This window comes from Chitinivorax sp. PXF-14, assembly GCF_040812015.1.
In the GTDB taxonomy this organism is placed as follows: domain Bacteria; phylum Pseudomonadota; class Gammaproteobacteria; order Burkholderiales; family SCOH01; genus JBFNXJ01.
In genome coordinates this window covers 135,971-155,335 of sequence record NZ_JBFNXJ010000001.1, presented here as the reverse complement: position 1 = coordinate 155,335, position 19,365 = coordinate 135,971, and the positions used below count along the sequence as shown (strand labels likewise).

Annotated in this window: 11 protein-coding genes and 1 CRISPR repeat array (1 of these 12 running past the window's edge); all 11 genes read right to left on the bottom strand. The window is 60.4% G+C overall.

Translation table 11 applies throughout. The annotated features are described in order from the left end of the window. Positions 1-8,044: a CRISPR direct-repeat array (repeat unit 29 nt; unit sequence CGGTTCATCCCCACGGGCGTGGGGAACAG) (it extends 355 nt beyond the left edge of the window). Positions 8,045-8,140: 96 nt separating this feature from the next. Next, a complete protein-coding gene (gene cas2e, locus ABWL39_RS00725; RefSeq protein WP_367786250.1) occupies positions 8,141-8,437 on the bottom strand; it encodes a type I-E CRISPR-associated endoribonuclease Cas2e in 297 nt (98 codons plus the stop codon). Continuing rightward, positions 8,418-9,329 carry a type I-E CRISPR-associated endonuclease Cas1e gene (gene cas1e, locus ABWL39_RS00720; protein WP_367786248.1) on the bottom strand — a complete coding sequence of 304 codons (912 nt, stop codon included), beginning with the start codon at positions 9,327-9,329 and terminating at the stop codon, positions 8,418-8,420. The genes cas2e and cas1e overlap by 20 nt, the downstream gene beginning before the upstream one ends. Continuing rightward, positions 9,329-9,919, bottom strand: coding sequence for a type I-E CRISPR-associated protein Cas6/Cse3/CasE (gene cas6e, locus ABWL39_RS00715; protein WP_367786246.1), 591 nt, complete (start codon positions 9,917-9,919; stop codon positions 9,329-9,331). The genes cas1e and cas6e overlap by 1 nt, the downstream gene beginning before the upstream one ends. After that, entirely contained in the window at positions 9,906-10,604 is a 699-nt protein-coding gene (gene cas5e, locus ABWL39_RS00710; RefSeq protein WP_367786244.1) for a type I-E CRISPR-associated protein Cas5/CasD, read from the bottom strand. Before cas5e ends, cas6e begins: the two co-directional genes overlap by 14 nt. A 10-nt stretch (positions 10,605-10,614) precedes the next feature. Next, the gene (cas7e, locus tag ABWL39_RS00705; RefSeq protein ID WP_367786243.1) at positions 10,615-11,706 is read right to left on the bottom strand and encodes a type I-E CRISPR-associated protein Cas7/Cse4/CasC; all 1,092 of its coding nucleotides are present in this window, start codon (positions 11,704-11,706) and stop codon (positions 10,615-10,617) included. A 12-nt stretch (positions 11,707-11,718) separates the two neighbouring features. Beyond that, a complete protein-coding gene (gene casB / locus ABWL39_RS00700) occupies positions 11,719-12,171 on the bottom strand; it encodes a type I-E CRISPR-associated protein Cse2/CasB (protein WP_367786241.1) in 453 nt (150 codons plus the stop codon). Next, complete coding sequence (gene casA / locus ABWL39_RS00695; RefSeq protein ID WP_367786239.1) at positions 12,168-13,655, bottom strand: type I-E CRISPR-associated protein Cse1/CasA; 1,488 nt, start codon at positions 13,653-13,655, stop codon at positions 12,168-12,170. Before casA ends, casB begins: the two co-directional genes overlap by 4 nt. Positions 13,656-13,926: 271 nt before the next feature. Next, positions 13,927-16,617 (bottom strand): CRISPR-associated helicase/endonuclease Cas3, encoded by a 2,691-nt coding sequence (gene cas3, locus ABWL39_RS00690; protein ID WP_367786237.1) that lies wholly within the window; start codon positions 16,615-16,617, stop codon positions 13,927-13,929. 112 nt (positions 16,618-16,729) lie between these two features. Further along, positions 16,730-17,617: a 5'-nucleotidase gene (locus ABWL39_RS00685; RefSeq protein ID WP_367786236.1), complete on the bottom strand. Its 888-nt coding sequence runs from the start codon at positions 17,615-17,617 to the stop codon at positions 16,730-16,732. Positions 17,618-17,628: 11 nt separating this feature from the next. Beyond that, the gene (locus ABWL39_RS00680; RefSeq protein ID WP_367786234.1) at positions 17,629-17,895 is read right to left on the bottom strand and encodes a hypothetical protein; all 267 of its coding nucleotides are present in this window, start codon (positions 17,893-17,895) and stop codon (positions 17,629-17,631) included. A gap of 400 nt (positions 17,896-18,295) precedes the next feature. After that, complete coding sequence (locus ABWL39_RS00675) at positions 18,296-19,273, bottom strand: helix-turn-helix transcriptional regulator (RefSeq protein WP_367786232.1); 978 nt, start codon at positions 19,271-19,273, stop codon at positions 18,296-18,298. Positions 19,274-19,365: the final 92 nt, after the last annotated feature.

Here is a 19,365-nt window from a genome sequence, read left to right as displayed (position 1 = left end):
TGAGGATTCTGGCGGTTCATCCCCACGGGCGTGGGGAACAGTTGCCCTCGCCCCAACTGTATGCGGCGAGCGCCGGTTCATCCCCACGGGTGTGGGGAACAGTAAAAATGCCGAACACCACTCACCAACCCCGACGGTTCATCCCCACGGGCGTGGGGAACAGGGGTGGCGGATCATCTGGTTGACCCGCTGCACCGGTTCATCCCCACGGGCGTGGGGAACAGTTGGGGTCGTGGTACTCCTTGCCCTCAGCGGCCGGTTCATCCCCACGGGCGTGGGGAACAGGCCTCATGTGTGGTGGTCTTGAAAATCGGTGTCGGTTCATCCCCACGGGCGTGGGGAACAGGGATTCAGGATTCAGGGGGTGCTCGCACTGTGCGGTTCATCCCCACGGGCGTGGGGAACAGCAGGTCGGCCATGGATTACTGCTCCGGCGTCACGGTTCATCCCCACTGGCGTGGGGAACAGTTGGCACCGACATGCTCTTGCGTCACACGCTCCGGTTCATCCCCACGGGCGTGGGGAACAGAGGCTCGGTGCACCGAGCGTTGCATCCCATGTCGGTTCATCCCCACGGGCGTGGGGAACAGAGCCCCATATTGAAGTGTTTCACGGATTTTTTCGGTTCATCCCCACGGGCGTGGGGAACAGGCAGAATTGGCGCGCCTGTTCCGACGGCTTCACGGTTCATCCCCACGGGCGTGGGGAACAGGGAATGAAGCCATTCCGGGCGAACGCGTAAAGCCGGTTCATCCCCACGGGCGTGGGGAACAGTGCAGGACGCGGGGTTGATCTTGAGGGTCACCGCGGTTCATCCCCACGGGCGTGGGGAACAGGTTGTAGCCGGCCTTGACCTCGGCGATTAGCTCCGGTTCATCCCCACGGGCGTGGGGAACAGGCAATGCTCTCAGCGTCCAGGTAGGTGTTCACCGGTTCATCCCCACGAGCGTGGGGAACAGGGCGTGCTCGCCTATAGCAGACTGGATCGCAGCGGTTCATCCCCACGGGCGTGGGGAACAGCGCCTTCCTGGCCGGCATGCTGATCTCTGAGACGGTTCATCCCCACGGGCGTGGGGAACAGTCGCTGACCAATGACGCCAAAAAGCCCACATCCGGTTCATCCCCACGGGCGTGGGGAACAGTGCCCCCGAAGCTCTTCGGCCTGGACCGTGCCCGGTTCATCCCCACGGGCGTGGGGAACAGCTGCCGGCCCTGAACCATAGAGGGCTCCCCGACGGTTCATCCCCACGGGCGTGGGGAACAGTGCGGCGTGACTACCGACTTGGCCATCTGCTGCGGTTCATCCCCACGGGCGTGGGGAACAGTCCAGTGCGGTACCGCGCGCAGCCGCCTGCAACGGTTCATCCCCACGGGCGTGGGGAACAGGGCCGCCGCCGTCGTGCCGGTGACGCTGACCCAGGTTCATCCCCACGGGCGTGGGGAACAGCAGGTGGGGCTGTGAACGACGTTCCTACGCGACGGTTCATCCCCACGGGCGTGGGGAACAGGTCGACCGATCCATTGGCGCAGATATTTCTCGGCGGTTCATCCCCACGGGCGTGGGGAACAGAGCGGCGGCTGCCCCATCGCCACCGACCTAGCCGGTTCATCCCCACGGGCGTGGGGAACAGGCGGTGTGTGAGCAGACGGGCGAGGTGATCGGGCGGTTCATCCCCACGGGCGTGGGGAACAGCGCGGCGGAACTAGAAGATGAAGTGATCAACTACGGTTCATCCCCACGGGCGTGGGGAACAGACCTTGGCGTCACGCGCAATGCTGTCTGCCGTCGGTTCATCCCCACGGGCGTGGGGAACAGTTCTACCGCACCCTCTACGGCCAGAAGTACCTCGGTTCATCCCCACGGGCGTGGGGAACAGCTGGCGGCCAGCAGCCGGGCGGCGTTTTCCTGCGGTTCATCCCCACGGGCGTGGGGAACAGCGCGTCAGAGCAGGCGGGGTTGATCCACACCACGGTTCATCCCCACGGGCGTGGGGAACAGCGAGGACGCGATCGCCGCAGTCAAGTCTGGCGACGGTTCATCCCCACGGGCGTGGGGAACAGGGTTGAGGCACTGGAGATTGCGACCGAGGAAAAGGTTCATCCCCACGGGCGTGGGGAACAGTCCTGATCTAAATCATCATCTCCGCTGCCCGGCGGTTCATCCCCACGGGCGTGGGGAACAGCGAGGGGGGCGTATGGGATGGCGCGGTGGTGTCGGTTCATCCCCACGGGCGTGGGGAACAGTCCCAGCCCTGCTCACGGGCCTTGGCGACGAACGGTTCATCCCCACGGGCGTGGGGAACAGGCGGCTCATAAACTCGAAGCAGTGACCGCCGTCCGGTTCATCCCCACGGGCGTGGGGAACAGACAATGGTAGGAATACGCGCCCAAAGCGAATGCGGTTCATCCCCACGGGCGTGGGGAACAGAGCAGGGCTGAAAAAATGATCGTTCAAATCTGCGGTTCATCCCCACGGGCGTGGGGAACAGTTCGCGTGAGCGTTGCCAAGTGAGCATCAAGACGGTTCATCCCCACGGGCGTGGGGAACAGCGATTAGTGCAGAAGCCCATCAACGACGCGTTCGGTTCATCCCCACGGGCGTGGGGAACAGCGGAAATGTATTGTGTTTGAGCTTGTTGAATTCGGTTCATCCCCACGGGCGTGGGGAACAGGCGTCAATTTGGCCGGTATATTTGGACTATTGCGGTTCATCCCCACGGGCGTGGGGAACAGTGCCAAAGGTCAATATTTTTATGATGGGGCGTCGGTTCATCCCCACGGGCGTGGGGAACAGGGTGCGGTCGGCCGGGAACATGCGCAGCCCGGCCGGTTCATCCCCACGGGCGTGGGGAACAGTCCAGAATTGGAGCGCCCGGCCCGACCGGTTAGCGGTTCATCCCCACGGGCGTGGGGAACAGTTATCAACGCCAATATCCCCGTTATCAAAACGCGGTTCATCCCCACGGGCGTGGGGAACAGGATTTGATATTGGCAGGTTCGCCGTGTCAAGGAGGTTCATCCCCACGGGCGTGGGGAACAGGCTCGGATACAGGAATTCGCCAGAATCCCTATCGGTTCATCCCCACGGGCGTGGGGAACAGGATGCTCATCATGAAGCTGGCGAACGAGATCGCGGTTCATCCCCACGGGCGTGGGGAACAGCATGCCAGGGGCCAGCAGGCCGTTATTCACGCCGGTTCATCCCCACGGGCGTGGGGAACAGACCATATCTACCAGGTCGAGCCGGAGCGCGGCTGGTTCATCCCCACGGGCGTGGGGAACAGTGCGCGCAGGGAAAGTCGGACTCGAAAGAATCTGGTTCATCCCCACGGGCGTGGGGAACAGCTCGACCAACCCATCCCGGCAAAGAGGTAATCCGGTTCATCCCCACGGGCGTGGGGAACAGGTGGTTCCTCGACACCGAGGCCGGCGTCCCCTACGGTTCATCCCCACGGGCGTGGGGAACAGTTCGACGACAGTACCAAGGTCTCCACAACCGCCGGTTCATCCCCACGGGCGTGGGGAACAGCTGCTGACCGGCAAGGATAACCAGACGCATGACGGTTCATCCCCACGGGCGTGGGGAACAGGCCCGATGCGATGGTTCGATGGCACGGAAATCCGGTTCATCCCCACGGGCGTGGGGAACAGGTGTCGCGCTCCGCTTTGACTCGGGCGAACAGCGGTTCATCCCCACGGGCGTGGGGAACAGCAGTTCGATGATGTTGAAGGCGCGCGTATGGCCGGTTCATCCCCACGGGCGTGGGGAACAGGGAATTACACGATCAACCGATTTAAATTCGACTGGTTCATCCCCACGGGCGTGGGGAACAGATCAGACCGGCAACGAACATGAAGCCAGCGGCCGGTTCATCCCCACGGGCGTGGGGAACAGGTATTGTCATACGTAGTACCCTCAACATCGCCCGGTTCATCCCCACGGGCGTGGGGAACAGGGCTGCTGCCTCACTCTGCGTCAGCGCAGATGCGGTTCATCCCCACGGGCGTGGGGAACAGGTTGATGCGGGCGGCGACGCCTGCGCCGATATCGGTTCATCCCCACGGGCGTGGGGAACAGTTAGTGCAGGGATTTCCTAATAAAATCCTCGACGGTTCATCCCCACGGGCGTGGGGAACAGGTCCAAATCAACAACACCACAACCGATGCCGACGGTTCATCCCCACGGGCGTGGGGAACAGACGATATAACCGGCGTCGAATCGTTTAACCGACGGTTCATCCCCACGGGCGTGGGGAACAGAACGATTGCCCGGCGCGCGCATTGGTAACAATCGGTTCATCCCCACGGGCGTGGGGAACAGGTCTTGTTCGGGCTGCATCGCGCTTTTCCTTTCGGTTCATCCCCACGGGCGTGGGGAACAGGCAACAATGTTATTTATTTGTGTTCGATAGAACGGTTCATCCCCACGGGCGTGGGGAACAGGGTCAGGCGGGTGATTTCCGCGTCGAGCCATGCGGTTCATCCCCACGGGCGTGGGGAACAGTGCTATGGCGGCTGCGTTCGAAGAAGCGGCGCTGGTTCATCCCCACGGGCGTGGGGAACAGATTCGCGCTTAGTCCATGCCATGATTCAACCCCGGTTCATCCCCACGGGCGTGGGGAACAGGGCGACAGCGCAGCCGACCGGCTGAACAAGTCGGTTCATCCCCACGGGCGTGGGGAACAGAATGGCGGCGGAAATGATCGAGCGTAGCAGGTCGGTTCATCCCCACGGGCGTGGGGAACAGTTTCGTTCCATCTCCGCCCGCCTTTTTTTGGTCGGTTCATCCCCACGGGCGTGGGGAACAGTTGACATAGCCCCCCATCTCACCCGGCCTGCACGGTTCATCCCCACGGGCGTGGGGAACAGATGCCCGAGCCAGCCTCGATGCCCGAGCCAGCCGGTTCATCCCCACGGGCGTGGGGAACAGTTGTCGCCCGGCAGCAGAATGACGTGGTGCAGCGGTTCATCCCCACGGGCGTGGGGAACAGATGTTGCTGGTCGACGATTACCCGCATCGCACCGGTTCATCCCCACGGGCGTGGGGAACAGGACCTCTCCGGTCAACATGTCGCGCTCGATGTAGGTTCATCCCCACGGGCGTGGGGAACAGTGTAGAGGCGGCGCAGGCGGCGGATAGGGGGGAGGTTCATCCCCACGGGCGTGGGGAACAGTCTAACCGCTTCGTCGTGGGCGACTATCACTTCGGTTCATCCCCACGGGCGTGGGGAACAGATGCGCGAAATCGTGAAGCCGACCGCCGAAGCCGGTTCATCCCCACGGGCGTGGGGAACAGTTCGTAAAACCTTCTCGTCGCGCTTCGAGTTGCGGTTCATCCCCACGGGCGTGGGGAACAGTGCTTGAGGCCGCCTTGGTACTGGCCCACGATCGGTTCATCCCCACGGGCGTGGGGAACAGAAAACCAAGAAGCCGTTTTGCTTACGAATAACCGGTTCATCCCCACGGGCGTGGGGAACAGACACCGGTTAGCGCCGCGCTGGCCAGCGGCGCCGGTTCATCCCCACGGGCGTGGGGAACAGTGGTAATGCTCTGCGAGTCCTTTTGCGCCTGTCGGTTCATCCCCACGGGCGTGGGGAACAGTGCTGCGCGTCGCGTGGCGTTGCCCCGTCATACGGTTCATCCCCACGGGCGTGGGGAACAGCTGGTGGCGAGTGCCGCCGATTTCTCGACGTACGGTTCATCCCCACGGGCGTGGGGAACAGTGACGTGAAAAAAGCCGGCCTGTTCTGGCCGGCGGTTCATCCCCACGGGCGTGGGGAACAGGCGTGGCAGTATTGGAGCGGCAGGTTGCCGCGCGGTTCATCCCCACGGGCGTGGGGAACAGTGTAGAGGCGGCGCAGGCGGCGGATAGGGGGGAGGTTCATCCCCACGGGCGTGGGGAACAGGTAACCACGCCGCTCGCCACGTTGCCCGCTCCCGGTTCATCCCCACGGGCGTGGGGAACAGGCGCCACTGAGGAGCTTCAACGCCTGCATGCCCGGTTCATCCCCACGGGCGTGGGGAACAGGCAGGCTGCCGCGTCAGCACAAACTCAGGCCACGGTTCATCCCCACGGGCGTGGGGAACAGAGTTTGAACACGATTAACCGGGCCGGTTAAATCGGTTCATCCCCACGGGCGTGGGGAACAGGCGCAACCCCCGGCCTGATCGCCACCATGCGCCGGTTCATCCCCACGGGCGTGGGGAACAGCGGCGCGCTATTCGTGTCGGTGCCAAGTAGTGTGGTTCATCCCCACGGGCGTGGGGAACAGCAGCGCGAAACTATGCGCCGCATTTATGATCGCGGTTCATCCCCACGGGCGTGGGGAACAGTTACGCATAAAGTGACAAGTCACTAAATGTGACGGTTCATCCCCACGGGCGTGGGGAACAGTTCGCACTTTTCCCACTATCCCTAAATCTTCCCGGTTCATCCCCACGGGCGTGGGGAACAGTGCAGACACCAATCAATCATGTCCGCCCTACCCGGTTCATCCCCACGGGCGTGGGGAACAGAAATTCACCGACTGGGCCAGCAAGAAACTGTTCGGTTCATCCCCACGGGCGTGGGGAACAGCACATGGACAAGATGGCCATGGTGGCCGCAGCCGGTTCATCCCCACGGGCGTGGGGAACAGAGCAAGTTGGGTTAGACCTCAATGCCGTGATTCGGTTCATCCCCACGGGCGTGGGGAACAGTGCCAGTTCATGCCGAAGCCGGCAATCGATGGCGGTTCATCCCCACGGGCGTGGGGAACAGTTTGGCGACAGTCGCAAGAATTGCCCAGGTTGCGGTTCATCCCCACGGGCGTGGGGAACAGTTGCTATCCCATATAGGCACGATATGCACCGGCGGTTCATCCCCACGGGCGTGGGGAACAGCGCGCCCAGCTCGCTACCCAATCCCAGAACGGCGGTTCATCCCCACGGGCGTGGGGAACAGACCTCGCGCGCAAATTCGAGCTGGCAGAATGTCGGTTCATCCCCACGGGCGTGGGGAACAGACCTCGCGCGCAAATTCGAGCTGGCAGAATGTCGGTTCATCCCCACGGGCGTGGGGAACAGGTTTCGCAACATGTGCCGCACATCTTGCAAGTTCGGTTCATCCCCACGGGCGTGGGGAACAGGTTCGTTGGTCTTGTTCATCCCGTTTCTCCTTCGGTTCATCCCCACGGGCGTGGGGAACAGCCGTTGTTGGAGCGTTTCAGTTGGACAAACATCGGTTCATCCCCACGGGCGTGGGGAACAGGAGCAATGGGGCTATCGCCGGGGTGAGTACTGGCGGTTCATCCCCACGGGCGTGGGGAACAGATGGGTGGCCGGCGTGGCATTCGGCCTGCCGGCGGTTCATCCCCACGGGCGTGGGGAACAGATGGGTGGCCGGCGTGGCATTCGGCCTGCCGGCGGTTCATCCCCACGGGCGTGGGGAACAGACCGCCGATACCGCCAACAAGCCGCGACGCGCCGGTTCATCCCCACGGGCGTGGGGAACAGGCCGCCTTGGTGGTGCCGTTCGAGCGAGCCACCGGTTCATCCCCACGGGCGTGGGGAACAGTCCGGCTTGCGGCTCAGCTCTTCATAGAGAGACGGTTCATCCCCACGGGCGTGGGGAACAGGGGACGAGTTTGGTGGCGAGTTCATCGCTGACCGGTTCATCCCCACGGGCGTGGGGAACAGGAACTCGGCGAAGGAAATGTTGCGTTTGGCGGCGGTTCATCCCCACGGGCGTGGGGAACAGTTGCTGCTGGCCCTGCGGTGCGCCCCATGCAGCGGTTCATCCCCACGGGCGTGGGGAACAGATTGCAGCATTCAAACGCGGCGAACTTCGCGCTGGTTCATCCCCACGGGCGTGGGGAACAGTTCCGTAGTTGCGATAGCGTACTTTTATACCACGGTTCATCCCCACGGGCGTGGGGAACAGTCAGGCCGATTCGACCGATACGAATACGCTGACGGTTCATCCCCACGGGCGTGGGGAACAGGTTTCTTCGTCAAGATTGACGCTATCAAACGGCGGTTCATCCCCACGGGCGTGGGGAACAGACCAAAAATAAGTATTTGATCTAATGCAAAAATTCCAACACCGACAAAACCACCAAACTTCAGGCGCCTAACACCCGCCCAATTTCATCCATTTTGTTAAAGATCGGTATGGTCTTCCGAGGGGAGAAAAGACACCAACTTAGCCCCATCCAGCTCGATGGGAATGCGTCGATTGGTGCCCAATGTGACGAAATCGAATCCCGCCTCGTTATTGGCACGCCAGGCCATGACCGCATTACCGTCCTCGATGCCCTGCTCCACTTGCTGCCAGATATGTTCGCGGACTCGTCGGGAATAGTTACCGACATAAACGCCCGCACGGATTTCCAAGAGCCAGATGGCAAGCCGACCACGTAGCCGCGGCGGGGCGTTTTCAAGCACGATGACCAGCATCGCCGAGACTCTCCGGGTTGGGGATGGCCGGCGGGATAGCCTCCTCTGCAGGTTCAGGAGGTGTGAGGCCACCCGCAGCCAGGATTTCTTCTATGTCTGGAATGATCCGCTCCAAAAGGCGGGTCTGGCGAAACAGGTCACGACATTTGAGGCGCACCGCGCGCTCTGGCTGGGCCACAGGCTTGGCTGCGACAGCAAAGGCCGCCGGCACGACTGTCTCGAACTTGTAGAGGTCGGCCACATCGTAGACGAAGGACAGCGGCTTGCCTGAATGGATAAAACCCACGGCAGGCGCATAGCCGGCGGCCAACACAGCGGCTTCTGTAACGCCGTAGAGGCAGGCCGTTGCAGCGGAAAGGCAGCGATTGGGGATGTCCGCTGCATCCCAATCCTGCTGGTCGTAATTGCGTGCACGCCATTCCACGCCGTATTGCTTGGCAAGCAGCTGATACGTCGCCCTCACCCTGGCCCCCTCGATGCCGCGCAGTTGCTCGATCGAGCGACGTTGAGGCGGCTCCTCGTTGAAGCGCCGGCGGTACATTTCCCGCACGACCTTCAAGCGTGCGTCATCATCCAGCGCCAGCCTTGCCTGATACAACAACCGGTCGGAACGCGCCCCGCCGGGTTGTCCCGCCGAATATAGGCGTACGCCGGCCTCCCCTACCCAAACCAGCAAGGTGCCAACTCGCGCCGCCAGTGCGCAGGCCGAATGAGACACCCGGACACCGGGCTCCAGCAGCAGACAAGCCACGCCGCCAACCGGCACATGGGTCCTCACACCAGTCTTGTCGACGCAGATAAATGCACCGTCAAGCACATCGAGCTGGCAGCGCTCGATGAACAGGATGGAAAGGCGTTCTTTGATGGGAATAGGCTTAAGAGGCGGAAGCATCAAACGCGCGCCAAACTCAGCAACCCGCATCCAAAAGACTTTGCCGAGCCCAAGCCACCTTCCATCAAGCGGGCAACTGCCTCGCTGGATATGATCTGCAATACCCCTTGGAACGTGACGGTTGCCACCTTACCGGCGCTCCCGCCCTTGCGGAAAAACACGGGGGGATTGGATGTGACAATGACTGACTCCAAGCTGGCTGCCCCCTCCAGCTTGCGTTCAAGCCAAGCAATTTGTTCATCTTCACGAATCAGGGGCACACGTAAAGCGCGCTCAGGATGTTCTCTATCACGAATCTTTTTGGTGGGATTTGCCGTCAATTTGAAACGCAATGCAATACCGTCAGGAAGGTCAAGCCAATCGACAGACTTGGCCTCCGCAATCAGGCGCACACCTTTAGACTCCCTTTGAGGCTTCATCGCGGACAGCATTAGAATCCACACACCTTGCCCCACCTGCATCTGCTCGACACGATAAAGAAAATCACGTGCCTCGCCGTCCCTATCCGGAAACAAGCGCCATAGCGCTCGATGCCAATCGTAGGGGTTACGGCTGACCTCCCAATCGAGAAACACCTTACTCAGATACATGGCCACTCCCTGTACCCAACACCAGTACCGGCCGATTGGCAAATTGGCGCCGCCGGCCAAATATGGGATCGTCCCGTAACCTCAATATTGGGCCGGCACTTCCCGCGTCTGCGTCTGCGTAGACCACGTCGCCGATTGCCTCCTCTGGGCCAACTTGAGCCAGGGCGATCAGTGCATCGGCGGCCTCGACACGCCCTTCAAACAGAGGCCTAGACAGAGCGCAGGCCCGTCGGCCAAGGCTGGGCGTATAGACTGGCCGTTTTACCGCAGCTTCAATCTGATCGAGCGACCAAGTCGAGCCATGGCGCGGCCGAAGTGCCACAGTAAATACAGCGTCGCAAAGGTATTGACGTTTGGATACCACAGGAAACTCTCTCGATGAACCATCCACCTTTCGGGCATCCATAACGGTGTGGAAATCGGTAATTCGCACTACCGGTGCAGAATGCACCACACCGACGGCATCAGCCCTCCTGCGCGCTTCGGCACGCACTGCGAACTCGAGATCACGGTTGAGCACGGTAAGCTCGTCGCTTGCTGATCGATCTATGCCAAGACATGCCGCAAGCAGGCCCACCAATCCGGATCGCGTAGGGAAGCCAACAGTCGGTCGGAAATCCTCGTACGTGTGGTCACCCCAGGACTGCATCACGCCATCAAGCTTAAGTATCAGATAGTCGGCCATCTTGGCTCCCTTACACTTGCCCGTCAGCCAACAACCACGCCTCCAGTTGAGGCAGCTTGTTGAAGGTTTTCACCTCATCCAGTTGCTCTCGCAGCTGGAATACGGCGGCATACTCATCCAGGCCATACCCCTGATGAATCCCCTGCCAGTATTCAGTCAGTTTGCTGATTGAGGGAGCCAGATAGCCACCCTCTCGAGCGGCTTTGACTGGCGCTTCGAATGCATTTGCCAAAGAAATGGGCTGATCAGCCAAGGTAACCAGCGCAAAGTCAGCCAAGTTGTGGGCGGCAAAGGATTGCTGCTTCGCCGTCGGTACGACAGTGGCCATCATGTGCAGCAAGTGAGCCGCGATTTCGAGCGCACGCTCCCTGCCCGCCCCCCCAAGGTTCAATTGAAGCTGGGGTAGATTCAAACTGGCATAACGGTAGAACACCCCAGAGGAGAACTCCTGTGTATCAAGGTGGCCAGCACCAACCTCACCGGCATCAGCAATCAGGTCGTCAACAGCGGTAAACCAATCAATATCGGTATCAACGGCATGCGTCGTAATCGAGTGGGCCATCGCCATCGCGCCATCTACACTGCCCATGAGGCCACTGGTCGCCATGCGACCAGACAGCGCGATATCGACATTCCGTGCCATCGCCTGTTTGATTACCAACGCCTCATTGGCAACCAGCTTCTCGGTTTTCTTCGAATCCAGCCCCTCAGCATCTGCGCGTTTTACCAATTCACACAACTTCGCGAACTCTTCGACAGACCAAGGCGCAACGGCATCGGCTCGTGTATCGGCGGCGATGCCCTCCTTGCCACTCACCAGCGACAGCGTCCGTTCAACAAGCTTCGCATCAAAGCGTTCATGCAACGCCCTCTCCAATGAGCCTTGCAAGCGGCCAAGCTCACGAGTACGGATCGAACGTTCCCCTAAATACTGTTGGTAGTAATCACTGGTGCGCATGGCTCTTTTCAAGCTCTGGCTGGATACGCGCACTCGACGGGCACCGCCGAACACAGCACTCTTCTGCATGTTCATGTCGTCGCGATTTAAGCACGAAGGACTATGCGAGATGAGGACGTGGAAATTGACGAAGTTCTTGGACATGGTGATTCCCCTTTATTTGGTTTGAATGGATTGGCCAATAAAAAAATCGGCAATCAACTGTCGCTTCTTATCCGGGGTTTCCCACCCCACCAGCGTCCAGCCAAACTCCGCCCAATTGACGGTCGGTTCGATACGCATCAGCAGTCGGCGCAATTGGATCAAGTCGTTTGGTGCACCAGCCCGCGCAACCTGCATGACCCGAGCCTCCCCTACTTTCGCCGCCGCCAATTGCGCCCCCAAAGGTTTTGCGTCGGTAGCATGCCGGCAACACGGCAACATGAACGCGACACGGGCAGCCCATTTCGGCAGCTCCCTGTAACCTGCAAACAACTGGTAAAAGGCCGGCCTATCATAAAGGTCATCCGGATGGCCGATGCGCTTGCCCAATTGGGAACGGAACCCACCGTCCGCCTTGGCTAGCGCCTGATACCGGTCATGCAAGGCGATAAAGTCGATACCGCTCATTGGCCTTCCTCCAGAGGTTTGAGATCATTATTCAAGCTGACGCGCGCCAAGGCGACCGTACGCAGCAATATAGGATCACGCGTATAAGGCTCGGTCATTTCATCGAACAGGTTTCGGCAAATCGTCCCAAGTGCTTTGTTGAACAGTAGAAAGTCAGCAAACTCGTCTACAACAATGGGCTCAGATAGGTTGCGGTGTATGAGCGGCTCAGTGCGATGGTAAAACCGCTCCTCTCCAATCTCCTGCAACGCGCCCCCAACCCCGCGCAAGTGCTTATCGCGGTCGCCTTTTACAACTCGGTACAATTTGCCGCGGAGCAATTTCTTGTAGTCGAGCGCACGTTGAATTGTTCTTTCGATACGCCCCCCACCTTCTGCGCTACTCCAGCCAGCTGCAATCGAGAAGAGTTCATGCCGTCTCTCGATAACCGATGCCTGCTTGTTACGGTATCCGCCAACAATCAGGCGTAGCGGCGCTCCACTACACGACCGCCACTGCCGCACAACCGCCGCGGCAGACGACCCTTCTTTGGGACTAGGATGTTCAAACAGGAAACGGCTGCATTGTGTCCAGGCAGGCGCAATCGTTGTAAAAGCAAGGCAACGCTCGGTCTTCTCGTTTTTCTTGATCTCGAATTCACTCGGGCTATGTGGATGAGGCCACAAGCCCTGGACATCAAAGACGAACTTTTCCTTGTTGAACCCGGCGTACCCCCGCTGTGGCGGGCCATCAAGCAAGCCACACTCAGCTGCGAAGGCCGAAAACATCAATTCGACACGAGCCGGTTGCCAGAACAGCCCGCGCAACAATCCTATCGATGTTGCATGAATCCGCTCGGCAGGCTGAATCGGCTTCACCCAGACCGGTGGCTGAGCACGAGTCTCATCGTAGGCCGGCAGCAGCTTTCGTAAACTCTCTTCATGCAGCACATTTCGCCACACCGTATCGCGCAGATGCTCCCCTGCAATAAGCGTGGTGATGGGAACACCACGTAATGCCCCCTTGAACCCGCCACCAAAATTTGGCGCGCAGCTGGCTTGATTGAATAGCGCAATGGCAGCGGCAGGAGGCGACAAATGGGTGACCTCCCCTGCGTCGTTGAAGAAAGCGTGGTTATTGCCCTCAGGCAGCCCCACCAGCAGTTTTTGTACCGGAGTGGGTTCACCGGCCTTGACACCTCGGGCCTGCATGAACGGCTGCGTCGGATGATCAAGATCAAACCAATCGAGATAGGGAGCGATACCGGCATCAAACTCCACCTCATCCATTGGTGAATCAAGCCGATCCCACCACGAATCGACATCCCTCGGAGGGAAGATCGCCTGCACCAAACAAATGATCAATTGCAGACAGGCAAGCTCCATGTCATCTCGAGGCAGCACCAGTTCGAATGGGTTGTCTGTGCAAAGCACATGCCGGAGGGTTACCAGTGTGTGCCGCTGGCCATCAGCGACAGGAATGAACGGATCGACAAGCAGTTTCATTAAATTTTTGCCTCCATTAGCGCCCGCACAATGATGACGATCACTAGCGCAAGCAACACCAAGCCCTATGGCTCTATCTTGCCCACACCTCCCACAGCCCCTCGATCAGCTTGATGTTCCGCCCATTAGCGACCAGAGCCAGACAGATACTATCGCCAGTCGATAAATTATTCAAGACTGTTGGAAGAGTAGCCAATAACTCCTGACTCGGCTAAAATCTATTCATCCTCATCAAAATGGGGATGAACCGACTGCAGGAAGCGGAAGCCTCTTACACAGGTCCTGTTCCCCACTCTTGTGGGGACTGCTCGGGCGATACCTGGACGGCATCGCCCGATCTACTCATTTCCAGGCCGAACTCCATGTCGTAGCGAAATCGAGCCTCACCCACGGAACCCATCCACCCCTCCCCGTCTGCACGAACTGTCAGGCGATGGCGGCCGTCGTCATCCGCGGGTGGCAAGCACGACTGCCAACTGTTTGGAACGCCGATGGTGGCCAGGTCGAGTGCCTCGTCCGGATCCAATGCAGGATCGAGACCCAATGGCTTACCCTCTTCATCTATCAGCAAAACAGCGCGGGCCATCTCGCCATCTCGCGTCAAGACGCGAATCGCTTGCTCACTTTCAGCAAACTCGCTCATCGAAGTCATGCACCAGTGCGTCGCATTATTTGCCTTGGCCCGCTCCTCTCCGTAAAAACAGTCATATCCCATTGAAATATCGGCAGGTTCATCGAGCCATGGGGATTCTTGGTACACTCGCTCGATCCAGGATCTGTATGCGAATGGAAAGCATAGCGGCAAGCCATCAAGACCTTGCAACATCTGTTGAGTACGCCATAACACACGGGTATTGCCATAGATGGCCTTGTGCGCACCGTAGTCAGAGTCAACGGGCATCAACACCGTGCAATGAGGTTGCTCAAAACCTTTCGGCCTGGTGCTACGCAAATGCCGGTGCAAACGTCCAAGACGCTGAAATAACAGGTCCACAGGACATAGCTGCGTAATGAGCCAGTCCCCATCCAAATCAAGGCTCTGCTCGATGACCTGGGTCGCCACGAGCACACGCCCACCTCCCAACCGATTTCCAGGGCCGTAGGTCTGCAATACTTGCTGTTCAATCTGTGCTCGGTCGTAGAACCGGTAGCGCGCATGAAACAAGTCGACCTGGCACGTTGGGGCCATGCAGCGCAGCTGGCGAGCAACGCGCTGGGCGTCTGCGACCAGATTGCAAACAACGGCAACATGCGCACCGCCGTTAACCGCATCAACAATTTGAGCTAGCAGGGTTTCGTCCGGGAGCAGCCCCTGTTTCGTCAGGCATTCGATCTGTACCTTTCGCTCAGGAGGTTGTTGTGCAGGATCCTGTAATTGAAAGGAAGTCGATTCCCCATCCTGCTGGATGGAGGTAACTAAAGGGTATGGCGCCTCAGCATCCAGTTCAGGCTTCGCTCCCCACGCACCAGCAAGCTTACCCCGCTGAGAAGAGGGCAGCGTGGCTGACAGCAAGATTGCGCTTGCCCCAACCCTGCACTGTGCAGCCAATACCCGTTCAAGCAAGCCATACATATAGGCGTCGTAGGCGTGCACCTCATCCACAATCAGCACGCTTTTCATCAGACCGAATCCACGCACAAAACGATGCTTGAATGGCAGCACTGACAAGAGCACCTGATCGATGGTGCAAACACCAATTTGCCCAAGGAAAACCCGCTTACGGCTCTGGGCCAGCCACTCGACACACTGCACACGGATATCGTCATCTGCCTGCAAACTCGCTTGGTAGCCTATTTCCTTGAGGCGCTGAAATCCACTGTGATACTTCGCCTTTCCATGCGCCAGAACGACATTGGCCCCATCCTCAAAAAGGTGATCGGCAAGAATGGTCAAACGCGCCAGCATTGCGTTTGCGGTTGCCTGAGTAGGCAGGGCGAATATGACCCCTTCCGCTAGCCCAGCCGACAGCAATCGCCAAGCATAAGCCAGCGCCGCTTCTGTTTTACCCGAGCCAGTCGGTGCTTCGACCAAGGTGAGGCCGCAACTCAGAGGTAATTCGTCGACCAAGGTTTGCACCTGCCGAGGTAAACGGTTAGCAGCAAGCAGGGCCCCCACTCCCTGATATGGCTTTACTGCATGGACGAGGCCAAAACGGACCAAACATTGGTCTTTGGAGACCTGCTCAAGCCTACTGTTGAAATAGTTTGCTAGATCGCTAGTACTATCTAACGGCTGTGAGCAGTACTGAAAGTCTTCTTCATTGGAACCGATCCAATCACAGATCGAACAAAATCCCGCCAACAGCGCCACATCTGCATCGGACATTATTGGCGGTAATGCACGTAGATCCAGTCCTACCGGTTGAAGAAACAGCTGCTCGAGCACCAGTATCCAATCGCGGCGGGCTTGACGGTCATATTCAAGCAAGGAGCGATCCACCGGGACGGTTAGGCGTTGCTCTGATGCAATTCCATCCGGAATCACTCCGTGATGCCCGGTAACGGCAGCAACCCATGGTTGCCAAGCCCGCGCACATCGGCGTCGACTGTCGACAATACCGAACCAGTTTTGATATTCGCTGAAAAACCAAAAAGCACCGCGTGGCCCATGGTTAAAAGGACGATGGTTGTATTCATGCGTTCCCCCAACGCGACTCAGCAAATCTTCGGTCATGTCTATTCGGCAGCACAACACGGATTGGCTCGATTGAGCCTGGAATCGAATGTCGAATTTGCCCAGGTCGTGCATTGCAACAAAAAAGAGCACCCATGCCCGCACTATGTGTGATTCCTGTCCAGCACACAGCGTACAAAACAGGCGTTCAACGGTTGGGCTGGCATCCCACCAGGCGGCAGCAACCGCAGCTACGTCCAGAGAGTGGTATGGCAGTAGGTGATAGGCAATTCCATCGTCTATCAACGGTTTTGCCTTACCCCAGTAGTGAAAAACAGCTTGTGTCATGCAATCACCTTCCCATAGCCACTGCCACGCCAATCATTATTGGCACAACCAAACAGAAACTATCGATATGCGCATAAATATATTTTCAGTCTATGATCCACCCGACCGCCCCTCACTCATTCACCACCCCACTCGGCACATGCCCCGTCGGGACGTGCTCGCAGGCGGTGGCGCAGTTGTGCATCTGGTCGTCGAAGAACAGGTCGGCGCCGAAGGCGGCGAGGAAGGGGCCCTTGGGGCGGCCGCCGAGGAACAGGGCTTCGTCGATGCGCACGTTCCAGCTTCTCAGCGTCTTGATCACACGCTCGTGGGCCGGGGCGCCGCGGGCGGTGACGAGGGCGGTGCGGATGGGGTTGGCGTCGGCCGGGAACTGGCGCTGGATGTGGGCCAGCAGGTCGAGGAAGGGCTTGAACGGGCCGCCGGGCAGCGGCTTGTCGGCGTGCAGGTGTTCGTGTTGCTGCCAGGCGGCGAGGCCGTGCTGCTGGTAGACGCGCTCGGCTTCGTCGGAGAACAGCACGGCGTCGCCGTCGAAAGCGAGGCGCAGCTGACCCGAGCCGTTGGGGCTGTGCTGCGATGGCAGGATGGTGGCGGCGGCGTGGCCGGCGTCGAGCGCGGCGCGGACGTCGGCCGGGTTGGCGGAGAGAAACAGCTGGGCGCCGAGCGCCGGGATGTAGCGGTAGGGCGGCTCGCCGTTGGTGAACACGGCGCGCACGATGTCGAGCCCGTGCTCGCGGATCGAGTGCATCACGCGCAGGCCGCTGTCGCCGCTGTTGCGCGATACCAGCACGATCTCGACGCGGGTGCCGCCGTCGCCGTTGAGCGCGAGCAGCTTTTTCACCAGCGGGAAGGCGACGCCGGGCGCCAGCGCTTCGTCTTCGTGCTCGATCTGGTAGCGGCTGAAGGCTTCCACACCGGCGCTGTCGTACACGGCGTGGCTGGCGTCGAGGTCGAACAGGGCGCGCGAGGAGATGGCGACGACGAGCGGGTTGTCGATGTCCATGGCGTGCCCCTTCAGTTCAGCCGGCCGACGATGTTGATCGCGCCGTCACGCCCGAGCACGGCGTAGGTGCCCAGGTAGCGGCGCAGTTGGCCGCGCAGCTCGGGCTGCTCGACCAGGCCCAGGCTCGCGCGGTCGAGGATGACGAGCTGGCCGCCATCGCGCTGGGGCTCGCTGCGGCCATGCAGCAGCAGGCTTTCCAGCGCGGACATGGGCAGGCGGCTCTGGGCGAGGCGGATGCGGGCGTAGTCGCTGAGGCGGAAACGGGGGGCGGTGTGCATGCTGTGGCTCCTGGGTCAGGGTGTGGGCACAGTATGCGGGGTGCTGTGGCTCATGGCGTGAGCCTGTGTAGAGTGTGATTGAAAAAAGCTGTGGGCGGGATGGGGTGGCCTTCCGCCCCCCTTAGGCCGGGCAACAGACCAGCCGGCCAAGCCGGCAAGGGTTGGTCATCGTAGTCATCGTGTGAGGGAGAAATGGGGGAAGTGGGAATGCGGCTGCCGATTGTGGCGGCCGCCTCGCCTGCCCTCTGATCCAGCAACTGGCAAATCAACCAGGCCGGCAAAGAACGCCGACCAGGTCGCTGGTCATCCCACGAGGGGAGAGGGGGTTTGGTGCTGTCGAACTGTTATCTGTTGTTTCTTTGTTTCTTTGTTTCTTTGTTCCGCTGCCTCGAAAATCTGGCTAACAGTCTTCGCCGCCGTACACGCGCTGCATCGCTGCCACGGCGTCGATCAGTCGTTGTCTGAGGTTGGCTGGGGCCAACACTTCGACGTCGGCACCGTAGCGCAGGATGTCCATCAGTAGCTCGCGGTCGTCGCTGTAGGGTAGCCGCAGGCGGTAACGGCCGTCGTCCTGCCAGGCGCCCTGCTGCCCGGGATGCCAATGCTCGGCGGCGACCCAGCGCGCGCGTTCGGCGCTGAACAGCAGGTCGGCCCATTGCACCTCGGCGCCGCCGAAAATACCGTAGCCGGCAGCCAGTACGCGGTCGAGCTCGGCCTCGGCGATGTCGAGGGCGGCCTCGTCGCTCGGGCTGGCGCTGCGGATGGCGTCGAGCGCGAAGCTGCGCAGGCCGCCGCGCAAGTGGCACCAGGCGTCGAGATACCAGTTGTCGCGGTAGTGCACGAGGCGTTGCGGCGATACCTGCCGCTCGGTGTCGTCGTCGCGGCTGCGGTTGTAATAGCACAGCGCCAGCCGGCGGCGTTTGAGGGTGGCCGTGGCCACCAGCTCGAACTGGCGATACGGCATGGCGCGGGCGCTGGCGCGCAGGATGCGGATGCGCCGGTCGATCTCCTCGGGCGCGTGGCTTTCGGCCAGCACGCTTTGCAGGCGCGCCAGCAGCGGTTCGACATGCTGCGACAGCAGGCCGGGCGAGAGGCTGGCGAGCAACTGGCGCATGGTCAGCAGTGCGTGGATCTCCTGCGCATTGAACCACAGCCCTGGCAGCTCGTAGCGCGCGCCGCCGTGCTGGCGTTCGAAACGGTAGCCGCGCGCCTCGCGGTCCCACACGATGGGTGCGTGCAGGCGGTCGCGCAGATAGTCGAGGTCGCGCTTGAAGGTGGCGAGCGAGATACCGAGCTGGTCGAGAAAAGTGGCGACCGGCACGACACGATGGTCGTTGAGCAGCTGGTCGATCTTGTAGAAGCGTTCGGTGCGGTCCATGCCCGTCAATGTAAGGCGCGAGCCGGCGCCGCGCAATTCACAGCTGCTGTGGATAAGCCTGTTCGCAAGCCGGTAGGAAGCGGTCAAAGCCT